Raw genomic sequence first — 26,510 nt, forward strand, 5'->3', positions numbered from 1 at the left:
GCTGACGAGAGGTGGTGATGGCCGAGCAGCCAACTTCCGCCGATGCCGTCCAGACGTTCAAGGACAGCATCCTGGCGAAACTCAAGTACGCCGTTGGCAAATCCCCGGTAACCGCCTTTGATCATGACTGGTTCGAGGCGCTGGCCCTGGCGACGCGCGACTACCTGGTTGACCAATGGGAGGAAGCTTCCAGCCATGTCGACCGGCAGGACCAGAAGCGCATCTATTACCTCTCGCTGGAATTCCTCATCGGCCGCCTGCTGATGGATAACCTGAGCAATCTCGGCCTGCTGGACGTGGCCCGCCAGGCCATGGCCGACTTGAACGTCGATCTCGACCGCATCCGTGAAGTGGAACCCGACGCAGCCCTCGGCAATGGTGGCCTCGGGCGATTGGCCGCGTGCTTCATGGAAAGCATGGCAACCCTGCGCCTGGCCGCGCATGGCTACGGCATTCGATACGAACACGGTCTTTTCCGTCAGGCGATCATCGACGGCTGGCAGGCGGAACAGACGGAAACCTGGCTGGATTTCGGCAATCCCTGGGAATTCGAGCGACCCGAAGTGGCGTATACCGTTGGCTTCGGCGGCAGCGTCTTCAGCCACCAGGAGGACGACGGCAGCGTCCGGCAGATCTGGCAACCCCACGAGACCATCCGCGCCATCGCATATGACACGCCCGTGGTCGGCTGGCGACGCTCGGCAGTCAATACCCTGCGGCTGTGGCGGGCGCGCGCCGAGGAAGACCTGCAACTGGACCGTTTCAATGCCGGCGACCACATCGGCGCAGTGGCGGACGTGGTCCGTGCCGAATCCATCTCCCTCGTGCTCTATCCCGCCGATATCACCGAAGCCGGACAGGAGCTGCGCCTGCGCCAGGAGTTCTTCTTCGTTTCGGCCTCGCTCCAGGACCTGCTGCAGCGCCATATGGACCAGTACGGCGACGTGAACAACCTGCCCGAGAAGGTCGCCATCCAGCTCAACGACACGCACCCGGCCATTGCCGTTGTCGAACTGATGCGCCAGTTGGTGGACGTGCACAGGATGGAGTGGGGCAAGGCGTGGGAGCTGACGGTGGCGACGCTGGCCTACACCAATCACACGCTGTTGCCGGAAGCGCTGGAGTCCTGGCCGGTGGCGTTGATGGAACGCCTGTTGCCCCGTCACCTGCAGATCATCTACCTGATCAACGCTCTGCACATCGATGCCCTGCGCGCCAAGGACATCCACGACTTTGCGCTGCTGCGCTCGGTGTCGCTGATCGAGGAAGAACAGGGGCGGCGCGTGCGCATGGGCAACCTGGCGTTTCTCGGTGCCCACAGCGTCAACGGCGTGTCGGCGTTGCATACCCGGCTGATGCAGAAAACGGTATTCCGTGACCTGCACCAGCTGTACCCCAACCGGGTGAACAACAAGACCAACGGCGTGACCTTCCGCCGCTGGCTGTTCCAGGTCAATCCACAGCTCACCCGCCTGCTGGTGGAAACCCTGGGGGAGGGCGTTCTGGATTCGCCGGAAACCGTATTGCAGGAGCTGGAGCCCTGTGCCGAAAAGCAGACCTTCCGCAAGCAGTTCAGCCTCAGCCGCCAGCACAACAAGGATGCCCTGGCCCAACTGATCCGCCAGCGGCTGGGCATCGCCGTGGATTCCCACGCCATCTTCGACGTGCAGGTCAAACGCATCCACGAATACAAACGCCAGCTGCTCAACCTGCTGCACACCGTCGCCCTCTACCAGGCGATCCGCAACGACCCGGCCACCGACTGGGTGCCCAGGGTGAAGATCTTCGCCGGCAAGGCCGCCGCCAGTTACCAGCAGGCGAAGATGATCATCAAGCTGGCCAACGATATCAGCCGCACCATCAATGACGACCCCACAGTGCGCGGGCTGCTGAAGGTGGTGTTCATTCCCAACTACAACGTCAGCCTGGCCGAGGCGATCATTCCGGCGGCCGATCTCTCCGAACAGATTTCCACCGCCGGCCTTGAGGCCTCCGGGACCAGCAACATGAAGTTTGCTCTCAACGGCGCGTTGACCATTGGCACCCTGGATGGCGCCAATGTCGAGATGTGCGAACGGATCGGCCGGGACAACATGTTCATCTTCGGCATGACAGCGCAACAGGTGGAACAGCGACGCCTGGCCGAACTGGCCGGCGAACCGGCGGCCCGGTGCTCCGAGCGTCTCCACGCCGCACTGGATGCTGTTCGCTCAGGCGTGTTTTCGCCCGAAGACCGGGGGCGTTACCAGGGGATGGTGGATGCGTTGACCCGCGAGGACCGCTATCGAGTCCGCGATGACTTCGACGCCTATTGGAATGCCCAGCGGCAGGTGGACAAGTGTTGGCAGAACAGTTCCCGCTGGTGGCGTTCCGCAGTCCTCAACACCGCGCGCATGGGCTGGTTTTCCTCCGACCGCAGCATTCGCGAATACGCCACCGATATCTGGAACGTTCCCGTCCCCCCGCCGGAACAGCACTGACGGCTCAGGCATCCTCGTCGCAGAGCAGCAGGCACTGGTGCAGGTGATTTCGCAGCATCAGTTCGTCCAGCACGGCCGAGGCGAAACTCTGCAGAAGTTCGACCGAATGTGCCTTCTCGGCCGAGGGCGCGTGCACGAAGTCATCGAAGTCCAGGTCCGGATCGTAGCCTTGCGGCGCTTCCACCAAGGTCCACTCCAAACCACTGTCCAGCAGGCGGCGCTGTAGGTATTCCGCCGCAGGTGCCGGGCTGGAGGGCGACTGCTCCAGCCATTGCAACGGGTCGATGATCACCAGCCGGCGTACCCCCGCAATGCACAGGCCATCGATCAGGGCGCTGATCCCGGTATAGACCTGCGCAAAGGCCTCGCCGCTGCCGTCATGGGCTGCGGCGGGCACACCGGACGCGCAAGGCATGCCGATCACGGCAGTCTTGCCCACCACTGCGTGACTCACGCTGAGAGCGTCGTAGGGGTTGCTGCTCATCGCGCGAATGCCGGGCCGTGCGGTGATCGCGTTGAGGTCACTGAGCACGGCGCCGACCTCGTACTGGCGATGCAGGGCCTCCACCATCAGCGCATAGCCGAGTGCGCTCTGTGCACCGTAGAGGGCGAGCTTCACCGCCGGGGTTTCGAGGTTTTTCATGGCTGCAGGTTATGGGCCGGGGTGGGCCCATCCTTCTTCGGGTGGCTGATGCGGGTCACCTGGACATCGGTGAAAGATTCGGGGGAGGCGGAGGTGTGCAGGGAGCCCAGGTAGAAGCGCGCCTGGTCCGGCGTCATGGCTTCGCTATCCGCTTCCACCTCGACGCTGCAGGGCTGGTTGTCGAGGATGTAGCTGATCAGGAATAGCGTCTTCTTGGACATGAGCGGGCACTCCCTTTGGCTTGATGTATTAGAGATAGGAGTCGCGGCCTGCCAGTAGGGGTTCCGCCAATCCGTCGGACGGCGCCGCGCCGGTCGATTGGGTGAGTCGCCGAGGAACCCCGGCTGTCGAACGGTCATGCACGACACTCCCGCGCCACGCGGGGGAGGTTGCGATGAGCTTCATCTGTTTCTTCTGCGGCTGTGCCTGGATGCTGGAAATGCCGGTACGAATCGGCAATGAGAACCTCATGCAGCAGCGCTGCAGCCGTTGCGGCAGCAACCGCTATATCAGGCCTGTCGAAGAAACCCGCCAGCCAGGGAGGTAGCCCGGCGGATTCCTGCAACTTTGCGGAGGACGGCCTGTCGGTCGAATGTAGGCCACCGCGAAGGGGAAATTTCCATGGCACGCGCAATCTGGAAAGGCGCCATCAGCTTCGGACTCGTGCACATTCCGGTCGCCCTGGTTTCCGCCAGCGAATCCAGCGGCATCGATTTCGACTGGCTGGACAAGCGCAGCATGGAGCCGGTCGGCTACAAGCGCGTGAACAAGATCACCGGCAAGGAAATCCAGCGCGAGGACATCGTCAAGGGCGTGGAATACGGTGATGGGCACTATGTGGTCCTCAGCGATGACGAAATCCGCCAGGCGCACCCGGAGTCGACGCAGACCATCGATATCATCGCCTTCGTTGAAGCCACGCAGATTCCCCTGCAGAACATCGAAGCGCCGTATTACCTCAGCCCCGACAAGCGTGGTGGCAAGGTCTATGCCTTGCTGCGCGAAGCCCTCGAAGCGTCGGGCAAGGTCGCCCTCGCCGAGGTAGTGCTGCGCACCCGCCAGCACCTCGCTGCGCTGATGCCGATGGAGAATGCGCTGGTCCTGGTGATGCTGCGCTGGCCCTCTGAAGTGCGAAAACTCGATGTGCTTGACCTGGGCTCAGACGTGACCAACGCGAAACTGAGCAAGGGCGAGATGCAGATGGCCAGCCGTCTCATCGAGGACATGACCACCGACTGGGAGCCGGAATCCTATGTCGACACCTTCAGCGAGAAGGTGATGGAACTGGCGGAGCAGAAGGCCAAGGCGGGCAAGATCGAACGCGTGGAACAACCGGGCGAGGAAACCACTGGCCGGGGCGCCGAGATCATCGACCTTACCGAATTGCTGCGTCGCAGCCTGGGTGGGAAAGGCAAAGGCGGCAAGGCCACTGAAGAAACAGAGGAAGCTGAAGCAGCGCCCCGCCGGCGCGCGGGTGGCACCGCGCGCAAACCCGCCAAGGCGTCGCGCAAATGATCGCCGATACCCACCGCGAACCTCGGCCGAGGTCGCTGGCATCAGCAGTCCGTGCCGGGAAGTGGACCCTGCTCGGTAGGACGCCGCCCTGAAGCGCCTGAGTGGCCTCAGCCCGTCTCCGATTTTTCCGGCCGGACCTTGTGCTTGTGGTGCTTGCGAATGGTCTTGGCGCGTTTTTCCAGAATCAGATAGGTCACTACGGCGATCAGCAACGGCACCAGGAAATACAACGTGCGGTAGCCCAGCAGGGCCGCCACCAGTCCGCCCTGACTGACCTGATCGTGCAGCAGGGCGAGGAACACCGTTTCCAGCACGCCGAGCCCGGCCGGGATGTGCGTGATCACCCCCGCCACGCAGCTGATCAGCAGGATGCCGAGAATCGACGGGTAGTAGGTGCCGTGTCCGTGGGGCAGCAGCCAGAAGATCAATGAGGCCATCAGGGCCCAGTTGGTCGCGCCGAGCCAGATCTGGATCACCGCCAGGCGCAGCGAGGGCAGGGTGATCTCATGGTCCCGCCACGACCAGGTCCGCTTTTCAGCCCAGCCGCAGGCGTACAGGTAGATGCCGACCAGCACCAGGAGCAGCAGGCCGATCATTTGCAGGCCGGTCACACCCAGGCTCCAGCTGGCCGGGAGTTTCACCAGCCGTAGCGAAAACACCACGCCCGCCAACGCCATGTAACCAATCCAGTTGGTGAGGATGCCGAGGCTGATGATGCGCGTGACCGTGGCGGTATCCAGCCCGAGCCGCTTGTACAGTCGATAACGCAGCGCCACACCGCCGACCCAGGTGGTGAAGTTGAGGTTGAAGGCGTAGCAGACGAAGGCCACCGGCAGGACCTGGCGCGCGGGCAAGTGGTGCCCGGTGTAGGCGCGGCCAATGAGGTCGAAGATGCTGAAGACCATGTAACTGCAGAAGGCGAGGATGCCGCCCACCAGCAAGGTGGTGAAGCTGAAGGCCTGCAGCGACTTCTTCACCTCGTTCCAGTCGAGGTTGCGTGCCACCAGGTAAAGCAGGACGGGCATCAACAGGATGAAAAACAGGGTCAGCAGCCGAGAACCCCACTTCATCCACGGTTTCTTGGCGGACTCGCTCATCGCGGCTTGCCCTCATCCAGGTGGGGTTCTTCGTCCTCGGCCGGGTGCTGCGACTCGAGGTTGGGCCGGTGAGCGGGGAACCAACCGGCAATGGCGGGAAAGCGCCGGATGAAGTGGAAACAGAGGAAGATCAGCGGCGCCCGCCACCAATAGCCCCGGATCATTCGCTCCAGGCTGATGCTCTTGCAGTGGGCGGTCGCCAGCTGCTCCAGATGGCGGTGCAGGTGATGGTTGAAGTCCCGGTCCCGCACGAACAGATTGGCTTCCAGGTTAAGGGCCAGGCTCAGGGGGTCGAGGTTGCTGGAACCCACGGTCGACCATTCTTCGTCCACCAGTGCGACCTTGCCGTGCAGCGGCCGTTGGCAGTACTCGTAGATGGTCACGCCTTCGCGCAACAGGTAGTTGTAGAGCAGGCGGGAGAAACTCTGGGCCCAGAGCATGTCCGGCTGCCCCTGCAGGATCAGCACCACCTTCACGCCTCGGCGGGCCGCGTTGCGCAGCTCGCGCAGCAGGCGGTAGCCGGGGAAGAAGTAGGCGTTGGCCACCACCAGGTGCGAGCGAGCGCTGCGGAAGGCGGCCAGGTACTGCTGTTCGATATCGGTGGTATGGCGATTGTTGTCGCGCTCCACCAGCAGGATGTGCGCCTGTCCGGTGCTTTGCAGCGGAGGCCGGACCTCGCTGGGGCCTTCCAGCACGGGCCTGAGCAGGCGAAGGCTGGAGCGGTGCAGGTCGGCCACTATCGGACCGCTCACTTCCACGGCGTAGTCCTGCTTGGCCATGGGGCCGAAGTCCGCCAGGTGGTCGGCGGAGTAGTTGATGCCGCCGACGAAGGCCAGCTCACCGTCGATCACGACGATCTTGCGATGCAGCCGACGGAACAGGTTGGTGCGCATGCCCAGCAGGCGCGGGCTGGGGTCGAAGACGTGCACCCGCACGCCCGCCGAGGTCATGCTGGCAATGAACGCCTCGCCCAGGTCCGCGGTGCCGTAGCCGTCGAAGGCCAGTTCCACCCTGACACCGCGCTGGGCCACTTCGATCAGCACTTCCTTGAGTTCATAGCCGACCTTGTCCTCGAAAATGATGAAGGTCTCCACCAGCACTTCGCGCTTCGCCGCGCGGATGCACTCGAACACCCGCGGGTAATACTCCTCGCCGTTGACCAGCAGTTCGATGTGGTTGCCGTCGCGCCATTGCCCGTTCACAGATGTACCTCCGCGGCCAGCGGCGCATGGTCGGAGAGGTGCGACCAGGGGCGGGTCGACAGCACTTCGGCGTCATGGCAGCTGGCGTTACGCACGTAGATGCGGTCGAGGCAGAGCAGCGGAAGGCGTGCCGGGAAGGTCTTGGCCGGCGCGCCATAGGCCCAGCCGAAGGCTTCCACCAGGCCGTGTTCCGCCAGCATGCCGTCGGCGCGCAGGCGCCAGTCATTGAAGTCGCCCGCCACTATGGTCGGGGCCTGTGGGTTCAGCGTGGAGAGCAGCTCCGAGAGCAGCCCGATCTGCAACTTGCGGTGTCCCTCGCGCAGGCCCAGATGGACGCAGATGGCGTGCACTTCCCGATGCCCCGGGACGTCCAGGATGCAATGCAGCACGCCGCGCTGCTCATTGCCATGGACGGTCACGTCGAGGTTTTCGTGGTGGATGATGGGGAATTTCGACAGCAGTGCATTGCCGTGGTGGCCATCCGGATAGACCGCGTTACGCCCATAGGCGAACTGCGGCCAGATGCTGTCGGCCAGGAACTCGTACTGCGGCGTCGCCGGCCAGTCCTGATAACGCCGGGCATGACGATCATGGCTGCCAAGGACTTCCTGCAGGAACACGATGTCCGCGTTGGTGGTGCGCACGGCATCGCGCAGCTCGGGCAGGATGAAGCGCCGGTTGAACGCGGTGAAGCCCTTGTGCGTGTTGATGGTGATCACCTTCAGGCGATGCACGGCGGTGATCCGGTCGATGACGATCTCAGGCATGGGAATGGTCGTGGTCACGGTGGTGTTCCTTGCAAGACACCAGGTTCGGTTTCCAGGTCCCTGGTGAGGTCCAGGCGCTCGAGCAGTCGTCGTGCATCGAAAGGCGCGCGCACTTTCAGGTCGTTATCGAAGTAGCAATAGATGTCCCGCGACTTGCGCTGCTTGGGCTGGTGCTCATCCACCACATGGGCGTCGCCGGGCTGACGGCCGGCGCTCCAGGTGCGGATGCGCGTCTCCCAGCGCTCCAGCGCCTGTTCGGAATAGCCGCTGGCGTAGAGCGCCTTGTCGCCATGCAGGCGCAGGTAGACGAAGTCGCTGGTGAGGTCTTCCAGGTAGGGCCACTTGCCGGCGGTGTCCGCGATCACCAGGGCGACCTTGTGCTTGCGCAGCAGTTGCACGAACTCGTCACAGACGAAACTCTCGTTACGGATTTCCACGGCATGGCGCAGCGTTGCCCGCGCGGGCGCATCCCGATAGCCGGACTTCTTCAGGCGTTCGCTGCAATGACTGGCGCAGTTCCGGGCAGCAAGGGACGTGCGCGGCAGCAGGTCGAAGAAGTGCGCGAAGAGTTCGGCGTCGAACTTCATGCTGGGCGGGAACTGCCAGAGGATCGGCCCCAGCTTCTCCCCCAGTTGCAACAGGCCCGAGGCGAAGAAGTTGGCCAGCGGTTGCTCGACCTCCCTCAACCTGCGGGTGTGGGTGATGTAGCGCGGCGCCTTGACGGCGAAGATGAAATCCTCCGGTGCGTCATCACGCCAGTGGGCGTAGCGCACCGGATTCTGCAAGGCGTAGAAGGAGCCATTGATCTCTATGCTGTTGACCGCGCGCGAGGCGAAGGCCAGTTCGCGATCCTGGGGCAGTCCATCGGGGTAGAAGATTCCCCGCCAGGGCGCATAGCGCCATCCGGAAATGCCCACGCGTATTTCACCCACAGCGGTGTCCTCAACTATCGGTTTTCTTCGGCTTGGGGCCAGCGGGCAGGGTGGCGGACTCGGTTCGTTCCTGACGACTGGCCGAGTCTTCGGCATCGCTGCGTTGGCCGGGCGGCGGTTTGGGACCGGCCGGAAGCGTTGCCGTCTTGTCGGACTTGTCGGCGGCGGTCCAGTCGTAAACGACTTCCTCGCCTACACCCTCCTTGCTACCCGTGGGCTTCTGGGGCTGTAGTTCCACCTTGATCCAGCCGCTTTCGCGGCGATCGAACGCCTTGAAGGCCTCGATGGCATCGCCCATCGGCTTGATCTGGGTGAGGATCTTGGCCGGGTCGATGCGGCCCGCCTGGATCATCTCGATCAGGATCGGGATGTAGCGCCGGTGGTGGCAGTTGCCCATGTTGATGGTCAGGTTCTTGTTCATGGCTCCTCCGATGGGAAAGCGGCATGCCTGCTGCGGATACACACCGATGATGCCGAGGGTTCCAGCCTTGGCCAGGGCCTCGACCGCCCAGCGCAGGGCCTGGCTCGGCGCAGTGCCGGGGTGCCAGTTGTCGCCATCGGGGTGCGAGTGGGGGGTGACCTCGGCCATCTCCTGATGAAACTCGGAACCGACGTTCGAATCGCAATGGACGGGGCATTCGGCGTCCACGCCAACGGCATCGATCGCGCGGTCCACGCCGATCCCGCTGGTCAGGCGGCGCAGGGTTTCGACCGGGTCTTCCTGGTCGAAGTTGATGATCTCCGCACCCTGTTGCCGGGCCATCCGCAGGCGGTCATCGAGCTTGTCGATGGCGAAAACGCGGGACGCACCCAGCAGCTTCGCGCTGGCGATGGCGAACTGGCCGACCGGCCCACAACCGAACACGGCCACGGTGTCGCCTGGCGTGACCTCTGCCAGCTCGGCGCCGAAGTACCCGGTCGGAAAGATGTCAGAAAGCAGGATCGCCTGGTCATCGCTGATGCTGGTGGGCAGTTTGACCAGGCCGATATTGGCGTGGGGAATGCGCGCCATCTCGGCTTGCAGGCCGTGGAAGGGCCCGGTAATGGCGGGGCCGCCGTAAAAGGCGGTGCCGGCCTCCTTGCCGTTGGGGTTGGCCTCATCGCACTGGGCGTAGTAGCCGGCGCGGCAATAGGAGCAGTTACCGCAGGCAATGGTGGACGGCACCACCACGCGGTCGCCGATTTCCAGGTTGCGGACGTCCTTGCCCAGTGCCTCGATGATGCCGACGCCTTCATGCCCGAGGATGGTGCCCTTGACCATGCCGCTCACGGTTCCCCGGACGAAATGCAGATCGGTCCCGCAGATCGCCGATGCCGTCAGGCGGATGATCGCGTCGGTCGGTTCCTGCAGCACCGGTTCCGCTACGTCATCGAGACGGATATCGCCAACGTCGTGAAAAACCACGGCTTTCATAGGTCGGCTCCTCTGGCGTTCGGGGGTTGCTGCGACTAACCGGGCCGTCCGAACCAGCCCTTTATGTTCCGACTTGGGGCCCTCACGGAGGGTTCAGCCTTTTTGACGGAGCGGCTCCGGTCAGACAGCCCGGGCCAGCGGGACCAGTTCGAACAGTGCGAGCGAGCGACCGGTGACCTCATAGGGTTCATCAAAAGGCAACTCGCCCTGGCTGCGCAGGGCCGGGGTGTCGGTATCCAGGAGGCAGTGCCAACCAGAGCCGCCGGTCACCTGGGGAAGCTGGAAGTTCACCGCTTCATGATGGGCGTTGACCACCAGCAATACCGTGGCATCGGCCCCGCTGCGACGGATGCCCGTGGGCTGTGCACGACCGTCCATGAGCATGCCCATGCAACGGGTGTTCTCGTCGAGCCAGTTCTCTTCGGTCATTTCCTCGCCGTCGGGCGCGAGCCAGGTGACGTCCTTGACCCCCAGTTCCTCGTTGTAATGACCGACCAGGAAGCGCCCGCGACGCATGATCGGATAGGCCCGCCGCAGGCTCGCCAGGCGACGGGTGAACTCCAGCAGGTCGCGGCCTTCCTCATCCAGCCTCCAGTCGACCCAGCCGATTTCATTGTCCTGGCAGTAGGCATTGTTGTTGCCGTGCTGGGTGCGGCTGAACTCGTCGCCGGCCAACAGCATGGGCGTGCCCTGGGAGAACATCAGGGTGGCGAGCAGGTTGCGCATCTGCCGCATGCGCAGCTCGCGGATCTGCGGGTCATCGGTCGGGCCTTCGCAACCGTGGTTCCAGGACAGGTTGTGGTCGCTGCCGTCCTGGTTGTCCTCGCCGTTGTCCTCGTTGTGCTTGTGGTCGTAGGACACCAGGTCACGCAGGGTGAAGCCATCGTGTGCGGTGATGAAGTTCACCGAGGCGAAAGGCCGCCGGCCGCGCTGATTGAACAGGTCGCCGGAGGCCGTGAGACGCTTGGCCAGGGTCCGTGCCTTGCCGTTGTCGCCGCGCCAGAAGGCCCGCACCGTATCGCGGAAGCGGTCGTTCCATTCCGCCCAGCCGGGCGGGAAGCCGCCGACCTGGTAGCCGCCGGGGCCGCAGTCCCAGGGCTCGGCGATGAGCTTCAGGCGGCTGAGTACCGGGTCCTGGCGGCAGGCCACGAGAAACCCGTGGCGCTCCTCATAGCCCTGGGTGCGCCGGGCGAGGATGGTGGCGAGGTCGAAGCGGAAACCGTCGACGTGCATCTCGGTCGCCCAGTAGCGCAGCGAGTCGGTGACCATCTGCAGGACGCAGGGGTGGCTGAGGTCGAGGGTATTGCCGGTACCGGAATCGTTGATGTAGTGACGGCGCGAGTCGGGCACCAGCCGGTAGTAGGTGGCGTTGTCGATGCCGCGCATGGACAGGGTGGGACCCAGTTCGTTGCCTTCGGCGGTGTGGTTGTAGACCACGTCGAGGATCAGCTCCAGGCCGGCGTCGTGGAGGTGCGCGACCATCTCCTTGAATTCGCTCACCTGGCCGCTGGCGAGGTAGGCGGGGTGGGGCGCGAAGAAGCCGATGCTGTTGTATCCCCAGTAGTTGCTCATGCCCTTTTCCAGCAGGTGCTTGTCGTCGAGGAAGGCATGCACCGGCAGCAACTCGATGGCGGAAACACCCAGGGAACGCAGGTGCTGGATCAGCTCGCGGCTCGCCAGCCCGGCGAATGTACCGCGCAGATTTTCCTCCACCGCCGGATGCCGCATGCTGATGCCGCGCAGGTGCGCCTCGTAGATCAGCGTGCTGTCCCAGGGGATGCGTCGGTGTTGCTGGTCGCCCCAGGTGAACGCGCGGTCGATGACCTTGCATTTGGGCACGAAGGCAGCGCTGTCGCGGGTATCGAAGCTGAGGTCGGCGTCCGGCGAGCCGATCTCGTAGCCGAACAGCGCTTCCGACCAGCGCAGCCGCCCGACCAGCTGCTTGGCATAGGGATCGATGAGCAGTTTGTTCGGGTTGAAACGGTGACCGGCCTCGGGCTCGTACGGGCCATGCACCCGAAAGCCGTAGACCTGGCCGGGATGGGCGTCGGGCAGGTAGCCGTGCCAGATCTCGTCGGTGTACTCGGGAAGTTCGATGCGCTCCAGCTCGGTCTCGCCCGTGGCATCGAACAGGCACAGCTCGACCCGTGTGGCGTGGGCCGAGAAGATCGAGAAGTTGACCCCCAGTCCATCCCAGCTCGCGCCCAGCGGAAAGGGGTGCCCTTCGCTGATGCGCGAACGCCGCAGGACTTCAGGGGCACGTGCGCGCTGCCTGCTCATGCTGCCTCCTTAGCCGGTCTCAGGGTTTCGGTTCGGTGGGGGGGTTGCTGGTGATGGATTTCGGCGCGCTGGGCTTGCTTGGTGCCGGGGCTTTGGCGGGCTCGACCGGCTCGGGCTTGGTGACTCGGCGGGTACGGACGACTTCCGCAGGGGTGGGCGTATGGGCTATTTCGGCGAGGACGCAGGCCAATTGCCAATGCCGCGTCGACTGGCCCTCAGGGCAACCTTCCGACTCCCAGATCTGATAGGCGAGTTCGCGGATTCGTGCTTCTTCGTCGCTCATGGTTGCGGCTCCCGGTTCGAGGGTGTGATCAGTAGAAGATTGACGGGGAAGTCGGCCAGGAGGTCGGCAACCCCCAGGCAATTTTGCCGGGGTACGAGGTCGCGGCTTGAAAATGCGCCACTCAAGCGCCCCTTGCGCAGTGAACGAGGCAGTTTGATGCGGGTATCCGCCCAGTGCTGCGGCGGTACCTGGGGCAGGGGACCGTCGAGGAGTGTCGAAGCCAGGCGCGGTGCCACCACCACCATTCCAAACAGTTCATGGCAACGGGCAAAGGCCAGGACCCGTTCGGCCTGTGGGCCTTCGACCTCAAGTGGCTCATAGCTGCCCTGGCTGAACAACAGCGGCTGCTTCTGGCGCAGGTTGAGCACGGTCGCCACCAATCGCTGCTTGATATGGCCATTTTCCCAGGACCGAAGCAGTTCTTGCGGCGCGCCATGGTCAGCCAGACCGGCGATGCGCGCGGCGAAGTCGACTTCCTGGCGATTGTCCGGGTCCACCAGGCTGAAGTCCCAGAATTCAGTGCCCTGATAGAGGTCCGGGACGCCGGGAGTGGTCATCCGCAACAGGCACTGGACCAGGCCGTTGAGCGCGCCGGCTGGAGCAAGCTCGGTAACGGCAGCGAGCAGGTCCTTGCGCAGTGGACGCCCTTCGGGGCTCTCCAGCAGGCGCGCAAGAAAGACGCGGCAGGCCGCTTCGTAGGGCTGGTTCGGCGCGCTCCAACTGCTGCGCAACCGCGCTTCGCGAAGGAATTTTTCCTGCCAGCGCTGCAACCGTTCGAGATAGCCCTGCATGCCGTCGGCATCCGTCAGGGAAAGCCCGGGTGGCCAACTGCCCAGCACGGTCTGGTACAGCGCGAGTTCGTCGGCCGGTGCGATGGTCTCTTCGTCATCGGCGACAGCGCGCAGCGGATCGGCCAGCCGCCGCCAGCGCTGAACCGCCTTGAAAAACCAGTCCGAGCGCTCGCTGAGTACCGCAAGCCGGGCGCGCGCATCCTCGCCGCGCTTGTGGTCATGGGTGGCGGTGGCCAGCAGGTTATTGGGGAAGCGGGCGGCGCGCTCCAGGCAAGCGCAATGGAACTCCGTCAGGGGGGCGCTGAAATGCTCCGGGCCGAAGCCGACGTCGTTGCGCGAAAGCAACACAATCGAGCGGTAGCAGGCGGTGTCTTCCACGGCCTTGGCCGCAGCCGGCGATGTCAGCTGCTGGAAGCGCTGCAGGACCTGGCGCCGCAGACGACGCTTGGGACCGGGTGGGATATCGCGCAGCGCCTCAGCACCGAGCCAGCGGTCGAGGTAGTCGAGCAACGGCCAGTCAGCCGGTGACAGGCTGGTACGGGCACCGTTGAGGGCGCGCTGGAACACACCCTCGTCCTCGTAGGAACGCCCGCAGGCACCGGCGTAGGTCCGATAGACGGGGAAGTGCGCCACCAGCTCCACCAGAGCCCGGCGGATGGCGCCGAGGGTGAGGTCGCGGCTCGCCAGTTCGCCTCGGGCAATCTGCAGCAGGCCCTGGGCTACCGTTTCCACATCGCCGGCCAGGGAACTGGTCAGCAGCAGTCGGCGTGCCTCCTGGGATTCTTCGGGGAAGTTCCCGCTGCGGCCGCTGATGGCGGTCCAGAGCGCACACAGGCGCAGTTCTCCCATCGGGTCGTGCTGCAGCAGGGACACTTCATTCATGAAGTCGTAGCCCGTGGTCCCATCGACGCCCCAGATCAGCGGGAGGTGCTCGCCATGACCTAGGATCTTTTCCACGTAGATGGGGAAAGGCGGGCGCCGGGGCAGGGCATCCAGCAGGTGCTCGACGCGACGGCGCAAGCGGCGGCAGTAACCACGCGGGTCGGCCAGGCCATCCACGTGGTCGATGCGCAGACCGTCCACCAGCCCGCGTGCGACCAGCTCGAAGAGTTTGGCGTGGGTCGCCTCGAACACCTCGGCGCGCTCCACCCGCAAGCCGCCCAGTTCATTGATGTCGAAGAAGCGCCGCCAGTTGATGTCATCCGCCGCGGTTCGCCAGCTGGCGACGCGATAGGTCTGGCGTTCCAGCAGTTCGTGCAAACGCTGCATGCCGGCCTCGTTGTCGCCCCGATACTGATCCATGCCCAGGTCCAGCGCTGCTGCTTTGCCAGGCTCGGCGACCAGGCGCGCAAGCTCTTCTTTCAAGGCCTGCGCCCGGTCGCGAGGGGAGGGCGCGTCCTTCAGCCGGTCGAAGTCCTGCGCCAGGGCGGAGAGGTCGGGGTCGCCAGTGCTGCGCAGGATTTCGCCCCAGGTGGGGGGCGAGAGCGGGAAGAGGTGATCGAAATGGCGAACGGCGAAGCCGCCACGCTCGCTGTAATACCCCAGCTGCAATCCGCCTGCGGACAGCACCTCGGCATAGTCGTTGGCGAGAAAAGGCGCCAGTAGCTGACCATCCAGCAGCGGGTCGGAGGATTGCCACTGGATATCGAAGAAGTTCGCATAGGGGCTCGCCTGGCCCCATTCCAGGACATCCAGCCACCAGGGATTTCGGTCGCCGCCCACGGCCATGTGGTTCGGTACGAGATCGAGGATCAGGCCCATGCGTTGGCGACGCAGCGCTTCCACCAGCCGTTCCAGGGCGGACTCGCCACCCAGTTCGGGATTGATCGTCGTCGGGTCGACCACGTCGTAGCCGTGACTGGAACCGGGGCGGGCGGTGAACAGCGGCGAACAATAAAGATGACTGATGCCCAGTTCGGCGAAGTAGGGCACCAGGGGTATCGCGTCGTCGAGGGTGAAGCCGCGATGGAACTGCAAGCGCAAGGTGGCACGTACTTCATCCATCCGGCACCCCCAGTCGCTGTTCGCGACCTTCCACCAGGCAGCCGAGGTGCTGGCGCGCTACCGGCAGTTCGAGCAATTCGGCGGCCGCCACCGGCAAGCGGCGCCGCCAGTTGGGATGCAGATCACCGGGGCCCGGCAGGTTGGGCTGCTCGGACTCTCCCAGCAGGTCCTCCAGCGGCACGAGCACCAGCGGCGCGGGTGTCTCCGCGACATAGCCGATGCAGGCCTGCACGCAATGCTCGATGTCGTGCTCATGGGGCGAAAGATGGCCCTCCACCCGCAATGCGGCCGTCAGGGCCTTGCATTCTTGCTGGCGAAGCTCGAAGTCGTTGCGGGTGGTCTCGAGGTCGCTGTGGCCGGCTTTCAGACGCCAGTTGATGTCCTGGCCCTGGAACCAGCCCTGCAGGGTCGGCAGGTCATGGGTCGTGGTCGTCGCCAGGGCGTCATGGGGCCAGTCGCAGGGCGGGGCGAAGGCACCGTCGGCATGCTCGAACAACAGCACGCGCATGCCCAGGACATTACGCCGTGCGAGCTCTTGCCGTAGGCCATCGGGAACCGTGCCGAGGTCTTCGCCGATCACCAGGCCCTGGCTGCGCCAGGCCTCCAGGCTGATCAGGCGCAACAGGTCCTGGAGCGGGAAGCTCAAGTAGGCGCCGCTTCCAGGGTCGGCACCTTCGGGGATCACCCAGAGTCGTTGTAGCCCCATGACGTGGTCGATCCGCACCCCGCCGGCGCAGCCGAAGCTGGCCCGCAGCATCTGGATGAATGCCTGGTAGCCGTGCTCTTTCAGGCCCAGGGGTGAGAACGCCCAGACGCCCCAGTTCTGACCGGAGCGGTTGAGGATGTCTGGCGGCGCACCCACGGTGACGCTGGCCAGCAGCTGTTCCTGGCACGCCCAGGCCTGGCTGCCCGCACAGTCCGCGCCCACGGCGAGATCGGCGATCAGCCCGATGCCCATGCCGGCGCCGATGGCGGCGATCTGCGCGCGTTCCAGCCCACGGACCACCAGCCATTGGGCAAAGGCATGGAACTCCACTTCGCGGGCATGCTCGCGGGCGAAACGCTGGACGGCGGAGTGGCTGGGATTGCGCAAATGCTCCGGCCAGCAGCGCCAATCCCCCGAAGCACCGCTGGCCAGCATATGTCCGTGCAAGGCTTCGAAGCGGCAATGCAGGAGCAGGGCGTCACCCGCCTGTTCACGGAAGCGCTCGAAGTCGTGGCGCAACGCACCGTGTTCGTCGTCGAACTGCTGGTAGAGCTGGCGAAGGACCGCCATCCGCGCCCGGGAAAGCGCCGGCCAGTCGAGCAGAGGCAAGGATTCGAGGCGAGCGTACTCGGCACCCAGACCGGTCGCCGCCAAGGCTCGTGCCAGTGCGCCATCGCCGAGCACACTGGCAGGGGCCGCATGCAGCACGTTGAAGTGAAGGCGGCTGGAGGGTGAATAGGGGCCGTACTGTTCACCATTGGCGCTGAACATGGCGTGTACCGGGCTGATGGCCAGCGCGTCGGCGCCATGGTGGCCGGCGCTACAGGCGAGGTTCTCGACAGCGCGGGTGTCGCCGAGGCCGCCGTCTCCAGCCCGGCGCAGGGCGTAGAGCTGGGCGGTCAGGCCCCAGGCGTGCTCATGGCCGACCAGTTCGCGAACACTGGGGCAAGCGGGTGGGGCGACGGCAAGGCAGAGTTCACTGTCGCCGATCAGCAACGGGTGGTAGCCGCAGGCGTCGGGGGCGCTCAGACCGCAGTCCGCATCGAGCCGTCCTTCGCGCAGCCGGCCATCGTCCAGACGCAGCTGGTAGCCCTGACCGGGACGCCCGATTCCGGCCAGGGACAACCGTTCGCCCTGGTCGAGCACGATCAGCGGGCCGAGGCGGGCGGCCTGCTGGCGCTCGCGCACACCGGCCAGGCTGCCGGCTATCTGCTGGGGGGAATGCGCCGCGTAGCCCATGGCTTCCAGGAGGCCACGCTGGACTTCGGAACTGACTCGCTGCGGCTGGCCATTGGCATCCACCCAGTCCAGTTGCAGACCGGCGGCGTTGGCCAGTTCCGCCAGTTGCACGTCGCTCATGGCGCCGGTTCCAGCAGTGCCAGGGCGCTTCGGGGCGGCAAGCGGCCTTCGGCCAGGTCGACACCTTGGACTCGATGGGTGAAAAGAATCTCCGCGTTGTCATTCACGGGTTCCAGGGCGACCGGGGATTCCCCAAGGTTGATCAGGATGTCCAGGCGGCTGCCGTCGCCCATCTGCCATGCAGCGCATACCGCATCGGAACCCAGTACACCGGACTCCAGGGCGCGGGAGCCGTGCAGCCGAGGGATGATGCTGGCGTGGCGCAGGCTGAGCAGGTTTCGATAGAAGGCCAGGTATTCGCGGTGCCGCAGCTGATTGGCCAGGTCGAGATCGGGCAGGCAGCGATTGAAGGTGTGGGCAGCGTTGGGGTCGGGGATGTTCTCGCGCAAGGCGGGGTCGCTAAAGGCTGGAAATGCCGCGAACTCGTTACGCCGGCCTTCACGAACCGCGGCCCCTAACGCTTCAGGGTGATCGGTGAAGTAGAGAAAGGGTTGCGTCGAGCCCCATTCCTCGCCCATGAACAGCAGCGGAATCATCGGCGAGAGCAGCAACAGCACGGCAGCGGCCTTCAGCGCATCCAGGTCGGCGAGTGCCGGCAGCCGTTCACCGTAGGCGCGATTACCGACCTGATCGTGGTTCTGCAGGAAGAAAACGAAGGCGCTGGGCGGCAGGTGGGCGCTGGGCTCGCCACGGGCGAAACCATTGCGGTCGGATTGGCCCTGGAAGGCGAAGCCTTCCCCCAGGCAGGTGGCCAGCTTGAGGGCCGGCGCCTCGGCGAAATCCGCGTAGTAGCCGTGCCGTTCGCCGGTGAGCAGGACGTGCAGGGCATTGTGCGCGTCATCGTTCCACTGGGCATCGAAGCCGTGCTCCAGCAGGCTGGACTGGTTGAACTCGTTTTCCAGCACGAGATGCACATGACGGTTGCGCGGGAGGGTCGTTCGCACACGGTTGGCAAGTTCCAGCATGAACGCCGTGTCACGAATGGCATGCACCGCGTCAATGCGCAGGCCATCCACGCGATAGTCCTGGAGCCACATCAAGGCGTTCTCGATGAAATACTCGCTGACCTCGGGCCGGCGGAAATCGATGGCATCGCCCCAGGGAGTCTGGCGGTCGGCGCGGAAGAAGTCCGACGCGTAATGGCCGAGGTAATTCCCTTCAGGCCCGAAGTGGTTGTAGACCACATCCACCAGCACCATCAGCCCCAGTTCATGGGCACGGTCGATCAGGCTGCGCAACTCATCCGGCGTCCCGTAGGAGGAATCCGGAGCGAAGGGCAGGACGCCGTCGTAGCCCCAATTGCGCTTACCCGGAAATTCACCGAGGGGCATGAGTTCCACTGCCGTGACACCCAGCTCAGCCAGGGTCGGCAGGTAGGCTTCCACTTCCGCGAAGCCTCCCAGCAGCCCGACGTGCAGCTCGTAGATCACCGCCTCGTGCCAGGGACGCCCGCGCCAGTCCGTCATGCGCCAGGAGTAGGCTGCGGGATCGACCACCATGCTGAAGCCGTGGATGTCTCCGGCCTGTTTGCGCGAGGCCGGGTCCGGGACCCGGCGCTCGCCGTCAACGACATAGCGGTATCCGGTATCCGCGCCGCACGCCAGTTCGCCACCAAACCAGCCTCCGGGTTGCTCCGCCAGCGGGTGCAGGGAACCATGCATCAGCTCCACCGCCACGCTGCGGCAATCTGGAGCCCAGAGCGCGAATCGGGTGGTGTGCGGGCCGATCAGACGGGCTCCATGGAGCGGGTCGGTGATCACAGCGCGTCCCCTGCCTCGCACGGGCCGTCCACCAGCCGCTGGTACAGCTCGTCATAGGGCCAGATCGTACGGCCCCAATAGAGGGGCGAATCCATGGCATGGGTGCGCATGGCGTCCAGCAACGCGGGATGCCGGTACACCGCCAGGGCACGATCGATGGCATCCCGGTAGCTGTCCACGGTTTCATCCTCGAAATGGAATCCGGTGACGCCGTCCTCGATGGTGTCCGCCAAACCGCCTGTGCGATGCGCGATGGGCAGCGAGCCGAAGCACTGGGCGTACATCTGGCTGAGGCCACACGGCTCGAAACGCGAGGGCATGAGCAGGAAGTCGCTGCCGGCGAACATACGCCGCGCCACGGTTTCATCGAAGCCGATGCTCACGCCGATACGGCCGGGATAGCTCTCGCCCAGGTCGACCATCGCCTGTTCCAGCTCCGGTTCGCCCTGGCCGATCACAACGATGCTGCCACCGGCTTCGACGATATGCCCGGCCACATCGTGGGTGAGGTCGATGCCTTTCTGCTGCACCAGGCGGGAGATCACGGCAAACAATGGGCCGTCGTGCATTTCCAGGTTGAAGCGCTCTCGTACATGGCGCGCGTTGGCTTCCTTGCCTTGCCAGCGGCCGGCGCTGAAACCCTGCACGAGGTGGGGGTCGCTGCGCGGCTCCCAGCTTTCGTCGATGCCGTTGATGATCCCGCTCAGCTGGCCGTCGTTGACCTTGGCCTGCAACATGCCTTCCAGCCCGCAGCCGAACAGCGGCGTGGTGATTTCCTGGGCATAGGTTTCGCTGACGGTGGTCACATGGTTCGAGTAAGCGATGCCCCCCTTGAGGAAGGACAGCTTGCCGTAGAACTCCAGGGCCTCGGAGGTGAGGGCTTCGGCGGGGATGCCGAGTTCCGCACTGCATTTCATTTCGCACAGGCCCTGATAGGCGAGGTTGTGGATAGTGAATACACGCGGCGTGTCCACGCCGTGCCAAGCCATGTAGGCGGGTGCCAGGGCGGCCGGCCAGTCGTTGGCATGGACCAGTTCCGGGCACCAACTGATGCACGCGGTGCCGTCGGCGATCTGCGCGGCCGCCAGACCGAGGCGGGCAAAGCGGATGTGGTTGTCCGGCCAGTCGTGGCCGTGGCCATCGCCGTAGGGCGTCCCTTCCCGTTCATAGAGTTCAGGGCAGATCAGCAGATAGACGATGAGGCCGTCGGGCAGGTCCATGCGGCCAATGCGGCAAGGGGGCAGGGCGGCCAGGCCGTTCACCTGGCCGATCATGCGAATGGGATAGCCACTTTCCAGTACCTGTCGATAGCCGGGCAGCAGCACGCGCATGTCGTGGTGGGCGGACAATGCCTTCGGCAACGCTGCCGAGACATCGCCCAGCCCGCCGACCTTGACCAGGTCGGCCAGCTCCGATGTGACGAAGAGGATGCGCTTCTTGGTCGCCTGCAAGCTGCCCAGATGCAATTCGGCCCTGGGCCTGGGTTCGATGCAAACAGCTTCGTCGACCTGGGCCGTGGCTACAGCAGTTCCCATAATGTGCTCCGATTCGTCGTGGACCATGTTTTGGCGATGCCCTTGGCTGGCAGGTTTCCCGCCGAGCCCGGACGCGCACGTCTGATTTCCTTTTGTCCGGGCTCTTCGCAAGCCCTGCTGCCATCTGTGAGTGGTTGCCCTGGACTGGGTCCCACACTTTTTGCTGACTGGCTGGATTTGCTTAGGTTCGACTTATTTCTCACCTCGCCGCCGTTTGGAGGGAAACCTGAACTTTGCCTATGGGGGTCATTCCATAAGGGCATGAGCGCCGGGCAAAGAGAGAGCGGAACCATGGTTGAAATAGACGAAGTCGTGAGTTTCCTGGACCGGTACGGGCTGCGCCTGGCAACCGCCGAGTCCTGCACCGCGGGTCTGATGGCTTCCATGCTGGCGGAGGTGTCCGGCAGCGGATCGGTGCTCGTGTGCGGCTTCGTGGTCTACGCGCCCGAGGCCAAGGAGCGTCTTCTGGGGGTGAACCCACGGACCATCGAACAATTCGGCCTCACCAGCGAGGAAGTAACGCGGGAGATGGCCATCGGCGCCCTGCACGCGAGTCGTGCCGATATTGCGCTGGCCAATACCGGCCTGGCGGAGGCCGATGGCGAGATGGATGGCGTGCAGTGCTTCGCCTGCGCCATGCGGCTGGAGGATCACGAAGGGGTGGTGAGTGAAACCGTGCGTTTCGATGGGGAACGCAACGAAGTGCGCGAGGCCGCTGCCCGGCACGCGTTACTGAATATTCCTTATTACTACGAACGCCTGCGCCGGACCTGACGCCATGGAACCTCGCCGCGAAGCCTGCAGCCGCTGCATCGTCACCTGTTCGGTGTGTATCACCCGTTTCCTGCTGGTGGAGAACGAAGCGGAGCGCCGGGCCATCCGTCGCTGCCGCGATCTCTGCGGCGAATGCATGGATACCTGCCGGCAGATGCTCGACCTGATGGAGCATGACAGTCGCTACACCGAGAGCTACGGCCCCTTCTGCGCCGCCATGTGCCGACTCTGCGCGACCGAGTGCGCGCGCCACCCGACGGCCGAGTGCCAGGATTGCCGAAAAACCTGCGAGGAATGCGCGCGGCTGCTCGACCGACGCCCAGCGCCCCTTGCCCCATCACCATAAACGGGAGGAAATCCTCATGAGCAAGCACCACCGAAAGCATCCGTATCCCGACGCACCCCAGACCATCTCCAGCGGCGGAGACCCGCAGACCGGTCGTACGACGGGCGGTAATGTCGGCAGCGACACCAACCGCGCCGAAAAAGCGCGCAAAGAGGGCCAGCATAGCCATGGAGGCAACCGCCCCTGAGCGACTGATTGCGTCCTGCCCCTAGGGCGGGGCGCAGTTGCCTACCATTGAAAATATTCCTTGAACCCCCTCGTGACCGGCTAGTCAGCATTCTGATGCCCACATCAGTAATGGAGCTGACACCATGATCAAGAAGTGCCTCTTCCCTGCCGCTGGCTACGGTACCCGCTTCCTTCCGGCAACCAAGTCCATGCCCAAGGAAATGCTCCCGGTGGTGGACACGCCGCTGATCCAGTACGGCGTACAGGAAGCACTGGACGCTGGCCTGACGCAGATCTCCATGGTCACCGGACGAGGCAAGCGCGCTTTGGAAGACCATTTCGACATCAGCTACGAGCTGGAGAACGAGATCTGCAACACCGACAAGGAAAAAGCCCTGGATGGCATCCGACGCCTGATTGACGAATGTTCGTTCTCCTACACCCGCCAGACCCACATGAAGGGCCTTGGCCATGCCATTCTCAGCGGCCGCCCACTGATCGGCGATGCGCCATTTGCCGTGGTGCTGGCAGACGACCTGTGCCTGAACCCCGGCGGGGACGGCGTGCTGACCCAGATGGTCCAGCTCTACAACCAGTTCCGCTGCTCCATCGTGGCCATCCAGGAAGTGCCGGCGGGGGAAACCGGCAAATACGGCATCGTCGCCGGCGAGTGCATGCGTGAAGGCCTGCTGCGTGTCGACCGGATGGTGGAGAAACCGCGTCCGGAAGATGCGCCTTCCAACCTGGCCATCATCGGCCGCTACATTCTGACGCCGGATATCTTCGACCTGATCGCGGCAACCCCGCCGGGCGCGGGTGGCGAGATCCAGATCACCGATGCCTTGATGAAGCAGGCCAGCCGTGGCTGCGTGCTGGCTTATCGCTTCCAGGGGCAACGCTTCGATTGCGGTTCGGCCCAGGGCTATGTCGAGGCGACGAATTTCTGCTTCGAGCACTTCTACAAGCCCGCCCAGGCGGCGCGGCTTTCGCAAGCGCTGGAGCAACAGCTGAAGGTGGTGGCCTGACATGGAAAGCCAGGACCGAGCGGTCCTGGCTTCTTGCCTCAATGCATGCGCGCAATGCCGCGCAGCAGGTTGGCGCTGACCTTGTCAGCGTTGCAGGTGGCAAAGTTGGCCAGCGAGATAATCCCGACCAGCCATTGGCAACCCTCTCCCCCGGCCCCTCTCCCTGAAGAGGAGAGGGGTGACTCCCAGCCCACCTTCGGCACAGTCCTGTGGGGGCGATTTCAATCGCCAAGCAGGACGCAGTCCTGCCCTGTAGGAGCGAACTCATTCGCGAAATGGCGAGCACGGTGCCAGCCATTGGCAACCCTCTCCCCCGGGCCCCTCTCCCTGAAGAGGAGAGGGGTGACTCCCAGCCCACCTTCGGCACAGTCCTGTGGGGGCGATTTCAATCGCTAAGCAGGACGCAGTCCTGCCCTCTAGGAGCGAATTCATTCGCGAAGTGGCAAAGCATCGTGACAGCCGGCGTCAGCCCTCACCCAACCCTCTCCCAGGGGGCTTTCCGTGCCTGCGTTCAGTCAGCCGCGTGTTTCAGGATGACTTATCCCTCACCAGCGCGAGTCACCCCTCGCCCTTTGGAAGAGGGGCCGGGGGTGAGGGTAGTGTCAGGCCTGCACCAATGACGCAAATGAAAATCAGATTGAATCCCCAGCCTCCACACCAGTCGACAGGAATAGAACCGAGGAAAGGGAGCCATTCCATGCCAACGCTGAACAAGACCATCGACCTGCTGAACCAGCTATTGGTCGCCTGCGAAGGTGGGCGACTGGAGTACGGAGATTTTTCCCGCGAATGCCATAACTCGGACCTCCGCCAACTGTTCGCCAGCCGCGCACTGGAGTGGACGGTCATTCGCGAGAACTTGCGCGACCAGATCAAGGCCCACGGTGGGCGGCCTGCGCTGCATCCCAGCCTCCAGAGTGAGGTCCATCGCCGTTGGGGAGGGTTCAGGACGCTGTTTGGAACTGGCAATGACCAGGCGCTGCTGGATGAGGGCCTGCGAATCGAAGCGTCGGTTCGCCAGCGCTTCGAAACGGTACTGCGGGAACAGCTCGCACCACCCCTGCGGCACGAGCTGACCGACCAGTACCACCGACTGCTCGATCGCCAGGCGCAACTGCGCGTTCTCCTGGCGCAATGGTCGCGAGCGCAGCAGCGCTGATTCGATACGGGAAAAGAGTTCGAACCATGACGGGACTGGCGACCTCACAACACTTGTGCGCCCCTCGGCGTTCCTTCCCCATTCGATCAATGGAGCAGTCCCATGAAAGAGAAACAGAATGGTCCGAAGAAGGGCCGACCCAGTGAACTCGCCGGCACCGACACCCTCGACCGCCGCAACAGCAACGCCAAGCTCGACCGGCTGGAAACCTTCCGCGAAGACGCCACCGACGAGGCACTGACCACCAACACCGGCACCCGCATTGCCGACAACCAGAACAGCCTTAAGGCGGGCGAGCGCGGCCCGACGCTGCTGGAAGACTTCATCATGCGGGAGAAGATCACCCACTTCGATCACGAGCGAATTCCAGAACGGGTGGTGCATGCCAGGGGGGCCGCCGCGCATGGCTACTTCGAAGTGACGGAACAAGTCGATGACCTGACCAAGGCCGATTTTCTCAGTCAGCCGGGCAAGCGCACCCCGGTGTTCGTGCGCTTTTCCACCGTGCAGGGACCGCGCGGCTCCGCTGATACCGTGCGCGATGTACGCGGCTTCGCGGTGAAGTTCTACACCGATGAAGGCAACTTCGACCTGGTGGGCAATAACATGCCGGTATTCTTCATCCAGGACGCCATCAAGTTCCCGGACTTCGTCCATGCGGTGAAGCCCGAGGCGCACAATGAAATCCCCACCGGAGGGTCCGCCCACGACACCTTCTGGGATTTCGTCTCGCTACAGCCCGAGTCGGCGCACATGGTGCTCTGGACCATGTCCGACCGAGCCATCCCCGTAGGTTTTCGCGCCATGCAGGGGTTCGGGGTGCACAGCTTCCGACTGGTCAACGCCAAAGGCGTGACCCGCCTGGTGAAGTTTCACTGGCGACCCAAGGCGGGTGTCTGTTCGCTGGTGTGGGACGAAGCGCAAAAGCTCTCCGGCAAGGACCCGGACTTCCACCGTCGCGGGCTCTGGGATGACATTGAAAACGGCCTCTACCCGGAATGGGAACTGGGGCTGCAGGTCATGGAAGAAGAGGACCAGTTGAAGTACGGCTTCGACCTGCTCGATCCGACCAAGCTGGTGCCCGAGGAACTGGTGCCGGTACGCGTGGTAGGGCGCCTGGTGCTGGACCGCAACCCGGACAATTTCTTCGCTGAAACCGAGCAGGCCGCCTTCCATGTCGGCAACATCGTTCCCGGCATCGATTTCAGCAACGACCCGCTCATGCAAGGCCGCCTGTTCTCCTATACCGACACCCAGCTGTTGCGTCTCGGCGGGCCCAACTTCAATGAAATCCCCATCAACCAGCCGCTGTGTCCTTTCCATAACAACCAGCGCGATGCGCCTCATCGCCAGCAGATCAATCGCGGGCGGGCACCCTACGAACCGAATTCCATCGATAACAACTGGCCGCGTGAAACCGCGCCGGCAGCCCGGCAAGGGGGCTTTTCCTCGTATCACGAGCCCATGACCGGGACCAAGGTTCGCGTGCGTTCCAGCAGCTTCGACGACCATTTCTCCCAGGCTGGCCTGTTCTGGCGGAGCATGAGTGGCCCGGAGCAGGACCACATCGTGGCCGCCTACAGCTTCGAGCTGGCGAAGGTCGAGCGCGTGCATATTCGCGAGCGCCAGGTGAAGGAAATCCTCGTCAACATCGACCCGGCCCTGGCGCAGCGCGTGGCAGAAAACCTCGGGATCGACCTCGCCGGAGTGAAGCCGAGCGCGGCCCAGGCAGATGGCAAGTCAACCTCGCCGGCCCTCAGCCAGGCCAATCTGCTTCCGCTGGATATCAAGGGGCGCCGCGTGGCGATCCTGGTGGCGCCAGGCTGCAAGGAATCGGATGTGACCACGGCCGTCAAAGAGCTGAAGAGCCAGTACGCCATCCCGAAACTGATTGGCCCATCGCTCGCCCGTATCCAGGGCGCAGGTGGGGGTTGGTTGCAACCGGAAGCGACCTTTACGGGATCACCGTCGATCACGGTGGACGCCGTGTTCGTTCCCTGCGGGCCGGATGCCGTGAAGGCACTGGAGAGCAGTGGCGATGCCGTGCATTACCTGCTGGAGGCCTACAAGCACCTCAAGCCCATTGCGTTGAGCGGCGCGGCGACGCGACTGGTGCAAGACCTCGGGCTGAAGGAGGACGACGGCATCAGCGCCGGGGATGACCTCGATCCGCTGATCGCCAGCTTCTTCGTGGCCATGCGTGCGCACCGCAGTTGGGCGAGGGAACCCTGGGCCAGGAAGATACCGGCGTGACATGCACCGATTGGCTT

At 64.2% G+C, this 26,510-nt stretch carries 21 protein-coding genes and 2 pseudogenes; 9 read left to right on the plus strand and 14 right to left on the minus strand.

The genetic code is table 11. From position 1 onward, the window contains the following. Window positions 1-17: 17 nt before the first annotated feature. The gene (locus DM872_RS06380; RefSeq protein WP_179058666.1) at window positions 18-2,480 is read left to right on the plus strand and encodes a glycogen/starch/alpha-glucan phosphorylase; all 2,463 of its coding nucleotides are present in this window, start codon (window positions 18-20) and stop codon (window positions 2,478-2,480) included. 4 nt (window positions 2,481-2,484) lie between these two features. Here DM872_RS06380 and DM872_RS06385 read toward each other — a convergent pair whose 3' ends face one another. Together DM872_RS06385 and DM872_RS06390 are read right to left on the minus strand one after the other, a co-directional pair. Then, the gene (locus DM872_RS06385) at window positions 2,485-3,123 is read right to left on the minus strand and encodes an NAD(P)H-binding protein (protein ID WP_179058667.1); all 639 of its coding nucleotides are present in this window, start codon (window positions 3,121-3,123) and stop codon (window positions 2,485-2,487) included. Beyond that, window positions 3,120-3,344, minus strand: coding sequence for a hypothetical protein (locus DM872_RS06390; protein WP_179058668.1), 225 nt, complete (start codon window positions 3,342-3,344; stop codon window positions 3,120-3,122). The genes DM872_RS06385 and DM872_RS06390 overlap by 4 nt, the downstream gene beginning before the upstream one ends. Before the next feature lie 173 nt (window positions 3,345-3,517). Here DM872_RS06390 and DM872_RS06395 point away from each other — a divergent pair, with 173 nt between their 5' ends. Both DM872_RS06395 and ku read left to right on the plus strand, forming a co-directional pair. Then, the gene (locus DM872_RS06395; RefSeq protein ID WP_179058669.1) at window positions 3,518-3,670 is read left to right on the plus strand and encodes a PSPA7_2676 family Cys-rich small protein; all 153 of its coding nucleotides are present in this window, start codon (window positions 3,518-3,520) and stop codon (window positions 3,668-3,670) included. Window positions 3,671-3,744: 74 nt separating this feature from the next. Further along, window positions 3,745-4,638 (plus strand): non-homologous end joining protein Ku, encoded by an 894-nt coding sequence (ku, locus tag DM872_RS06400; RefSeq protein ID WP_179058670.1) that lies wholly within the window; start codon window positions 3,745-3,747, stop codon window positions 4,636-4,638. Window positions 4,639-4,745: 107 nt separating this feature from the next. Here ku and DM872_RS06405 read toward each other — a convergent pair whose 3' ends face one another. The 11 genes and pseudogenes from DM872_RS06405 to glgA form a co-directional block, all read right to left on the minus strand. Then, the gene (locus tag DM872_RS06405; protein ID WP_179058671.1) at window positions 4,746-5,735 is read right to left on the minus strand and encodes a lysylphosphatidylglycerol synthase domain-containing protein; all 990 of its coding nucleotides are present in this window, start codon (window positions 5,733-5,735) and stop codon (window positions 4,746-4,748) included. Next, window positions 5,732-6,937 carry a cardiolipin synthase ClsB gene (clsB, locus tag DM872_RS06410; RefSeq protein WP_179058672.1) on the minus strand — a complete coding sequence of 402 codons (1,206 nt, stop codon included), beginning with the start codon at window positions 6,935-6,937 and terminating at the stop codon, window positions 5,732-5,734. Before clsB ends, DM872_RS06405 begins: the two co-directional genes overlap by 4 nt. After that, window positions 6,934-7,722, minus strand: coding sequence for an endonuclease/exonuclease/phosphatase family protein (locus DM872_RS06415; RefSeq protein WP_179058673.1), 789 nt, complete (start codon window positions 7,720-7,722; stop codon window positions 6,934-6,936). The genes clsB and DM872_RS06415 overlap by 4 nt, the downstream gene beginning before the upstream one ends. After that, a complete protein-coding gene (locus DM872_RS06420; RefSeq protein ID WP_373273686.1) occupies window positions 7,719-8,636 on the minus strand; it encodes a DUF72 domain-containing protein in 918 nt (305 codons plus the stop codon). Before DM872_RS06420 ends, DM872_RS06415 begins: the two co-directional genes overlap by 4 nt. Window positions 8,637-8,858: 222 nt before the next feature. Further along, a pseudogene (locus DM872_RS06425) lies at window positions 8,859-10,050 on the minus strand (zinc-dependent alcohol dehydrogenase); the annotation flags it as partial. A gap of 120 nt (window positions 10,051-10,170) precedes the next feature. Then, window positions 10,171-12,330 (minus strand): glycogen debranching protein GlgX, encoded by a 2,160-nt coding sequence (gene glgX, locus DM872_RS06430; RefSeq protein WP_179058676.1) that lies wholly within the window; start codon window positions 12,328-12,330, stop codon window positions 10,171-10,173. A gap of 19 nt (window positions 12,331-12,349) precedes the next feature. After that, window positions 12,350-12,613, minus strand: a complete 264-nt coding sequence (locus DM872_RS06435) for a DUF2934 domain-containing protein (RefSeq protein WP_179058677.1) — start codon at window positions 12,611-12,613, stop codon at window positions 12,350-12,352. Beyond that, on the minus strand, window positions 12,610-15,408 hold the full coding sequence (locus DM872_RS06440; protein ID WP_179058678.1) for a malto-oligosyltrehalose synthase: 2,799 nt from the start codon (window positions 15,406-15,408) through the stop codon (window positions 12,610-12,612). Before DM872_RS06440 ends, DM872_RS06435 begins: the two co-directional genes overlap by 4 nt. Continuing rightward, window positions 15,401-17,473 carry a 4-alpha-glucanotransferase gene (malQ, locus tag DM872_RS06445; RefSeq protein ID WP_179058679.1) on the minus strand — a complete coding sequence of 691 codons (2,073 nt, stop codon included), beginning with the start codon at window positions 17,471-17,473 and terminating at the stop codon, window positions 15,401-15,403. Before malQ ends, DM872_RS06440 begins: the two co-directional genes overlap by 8 nt. Beyond that, window positions 17,470-19,233 carry a malto-oligosyltrehalose trehalohydrolase gene (gene treZ / locus DM872_RS06450; RefSeq protein WP_179058680.1) on the minus strand — a complete coding sequence of 588 codons (1,764 nt, stop codon included), beginning with the start codon at window positions 19,231-19,233 and terminating at the stop codon, window positions 17,470-17,472. The genes malQ and treZ overlap by 4 nt, the downstream gene beginning before the upstream one ends. Beyond that, window positions 19,230-20,768: a glycogen synthase GlgA gene (gene glgA, locus DM872_RS06455; protein WP_179058681.1), complete on the minus strand. Its 1,539-nt coding sequence runs from the start codon at window positions 20,766-20,768 to the stop codon at window positions 19,230-19,232. The genes treZ and glgA overlap by 4 nt, the downstream gene beginning before the upstream one ends. A 291-nt stretch (window positions 20,769-21,059) precedes the next feature. Here glgA and DM872_RS06460 point away from each other — a divergent pair, with 291 nt between their 5' ends. From DM872_RS06460 to galU, 4 genes are all read left to right on the plus strand, one after another. Beyond that, entirely contained in the window at window positions 21,060-21,542 is a 483-nt protein-coding gene (locus DM872_RS06460; protein ID WP_179058682.1) for a CinA family protein, read from the plus strand. Window positions 21,543-21,546: 4 nt separating this feature from the next. Beyond that, window positions 21,547-21,888 (plus strand): hypothetical protein, encoded by a 342-nt coding sequence (locus DM872_RS06465; protein ID WP_179058683.1) that lies wholly within the window; start codon window positions 21,547-21,549, stop codon window positions 21,886-21,888. Window positions 21,889-21,904: 16 nt separating this feature from the next. After that, entirely contained in the window at window positions 21,905-22,075 is a 171-nt protein-coding gene (locus DM872_RS06470) for a general stress protein (protein ID WP_179058684.1), read from the plus strand. A 124-nt stretch (window positions 22,076-22,199) separates the two neighbouring features. Then, window positions 22,200-23,081 carry a UTP--glucose-1-phosphate uridylyltransferase GalU gene (gene galU, locus DM872_RS06475; protein ID WP_179058685.1) on the plus strand — a complete coding sequence of 294 codons (882 nt, stop codon included), beginning with the start codon at window positions 22,200-22,202 and terminating at the stop codon, window positions 23,079-23,081. Between the two features lie 38 nt (window positions 23,082-23,119). Here galU and DM872_RS06480 read toward each other — a convergent pair. Next, window positions 23,120-23,212: pseudogene (locus DM872_RS06480) on the minus strand (CBS domain-containing protein); the annotation flags it as partial. Between the two features lie 566 nt (window positions 23,213-23,778). On the opposite strand from DM872_RS06480, the gene DM872_RS06485 reads away from it, so the two are divergent. Continuing rightward, window positions 23,779-24,240, plus strand: coding sequence for a PA2169 family four-helix-bundle protein (locus DM872_RS06485; RefSeq protein WP_179058686.1), 462 nt, complete (start codon window positions 23,779-23,781; stop codon window positions 24,238-24,240). A 102-nt stretch (window positions 24,241-24,342) separates the two neighbouring features. Next, window positions 24,343-26,493 carry a catalase HPII gene (gene katE, locus DM872_RS06490; protein ID WP_179058687.1) on the plus strand — a complete coding sequence of 717 codons (2,151 nt, stop codon included), beginning with the start codon at window positions 24,343-24,345 and terminating at the stop codon, window positions 26,491-26,493. The last annotated feature ends 17 nt before the right edge of the window (window positions 26,494-26,510 follow it).

The organism is Pseudomonas taiwanensis (assembly GCF_013393345.1).
Lineage (GTDB): Bacteria > Pseudomonadota > Gammaproteobacteria > Pseudomonadales > Pseudomonadaceae > Metapseudomonas > Metapseudomonas resinovorans_C.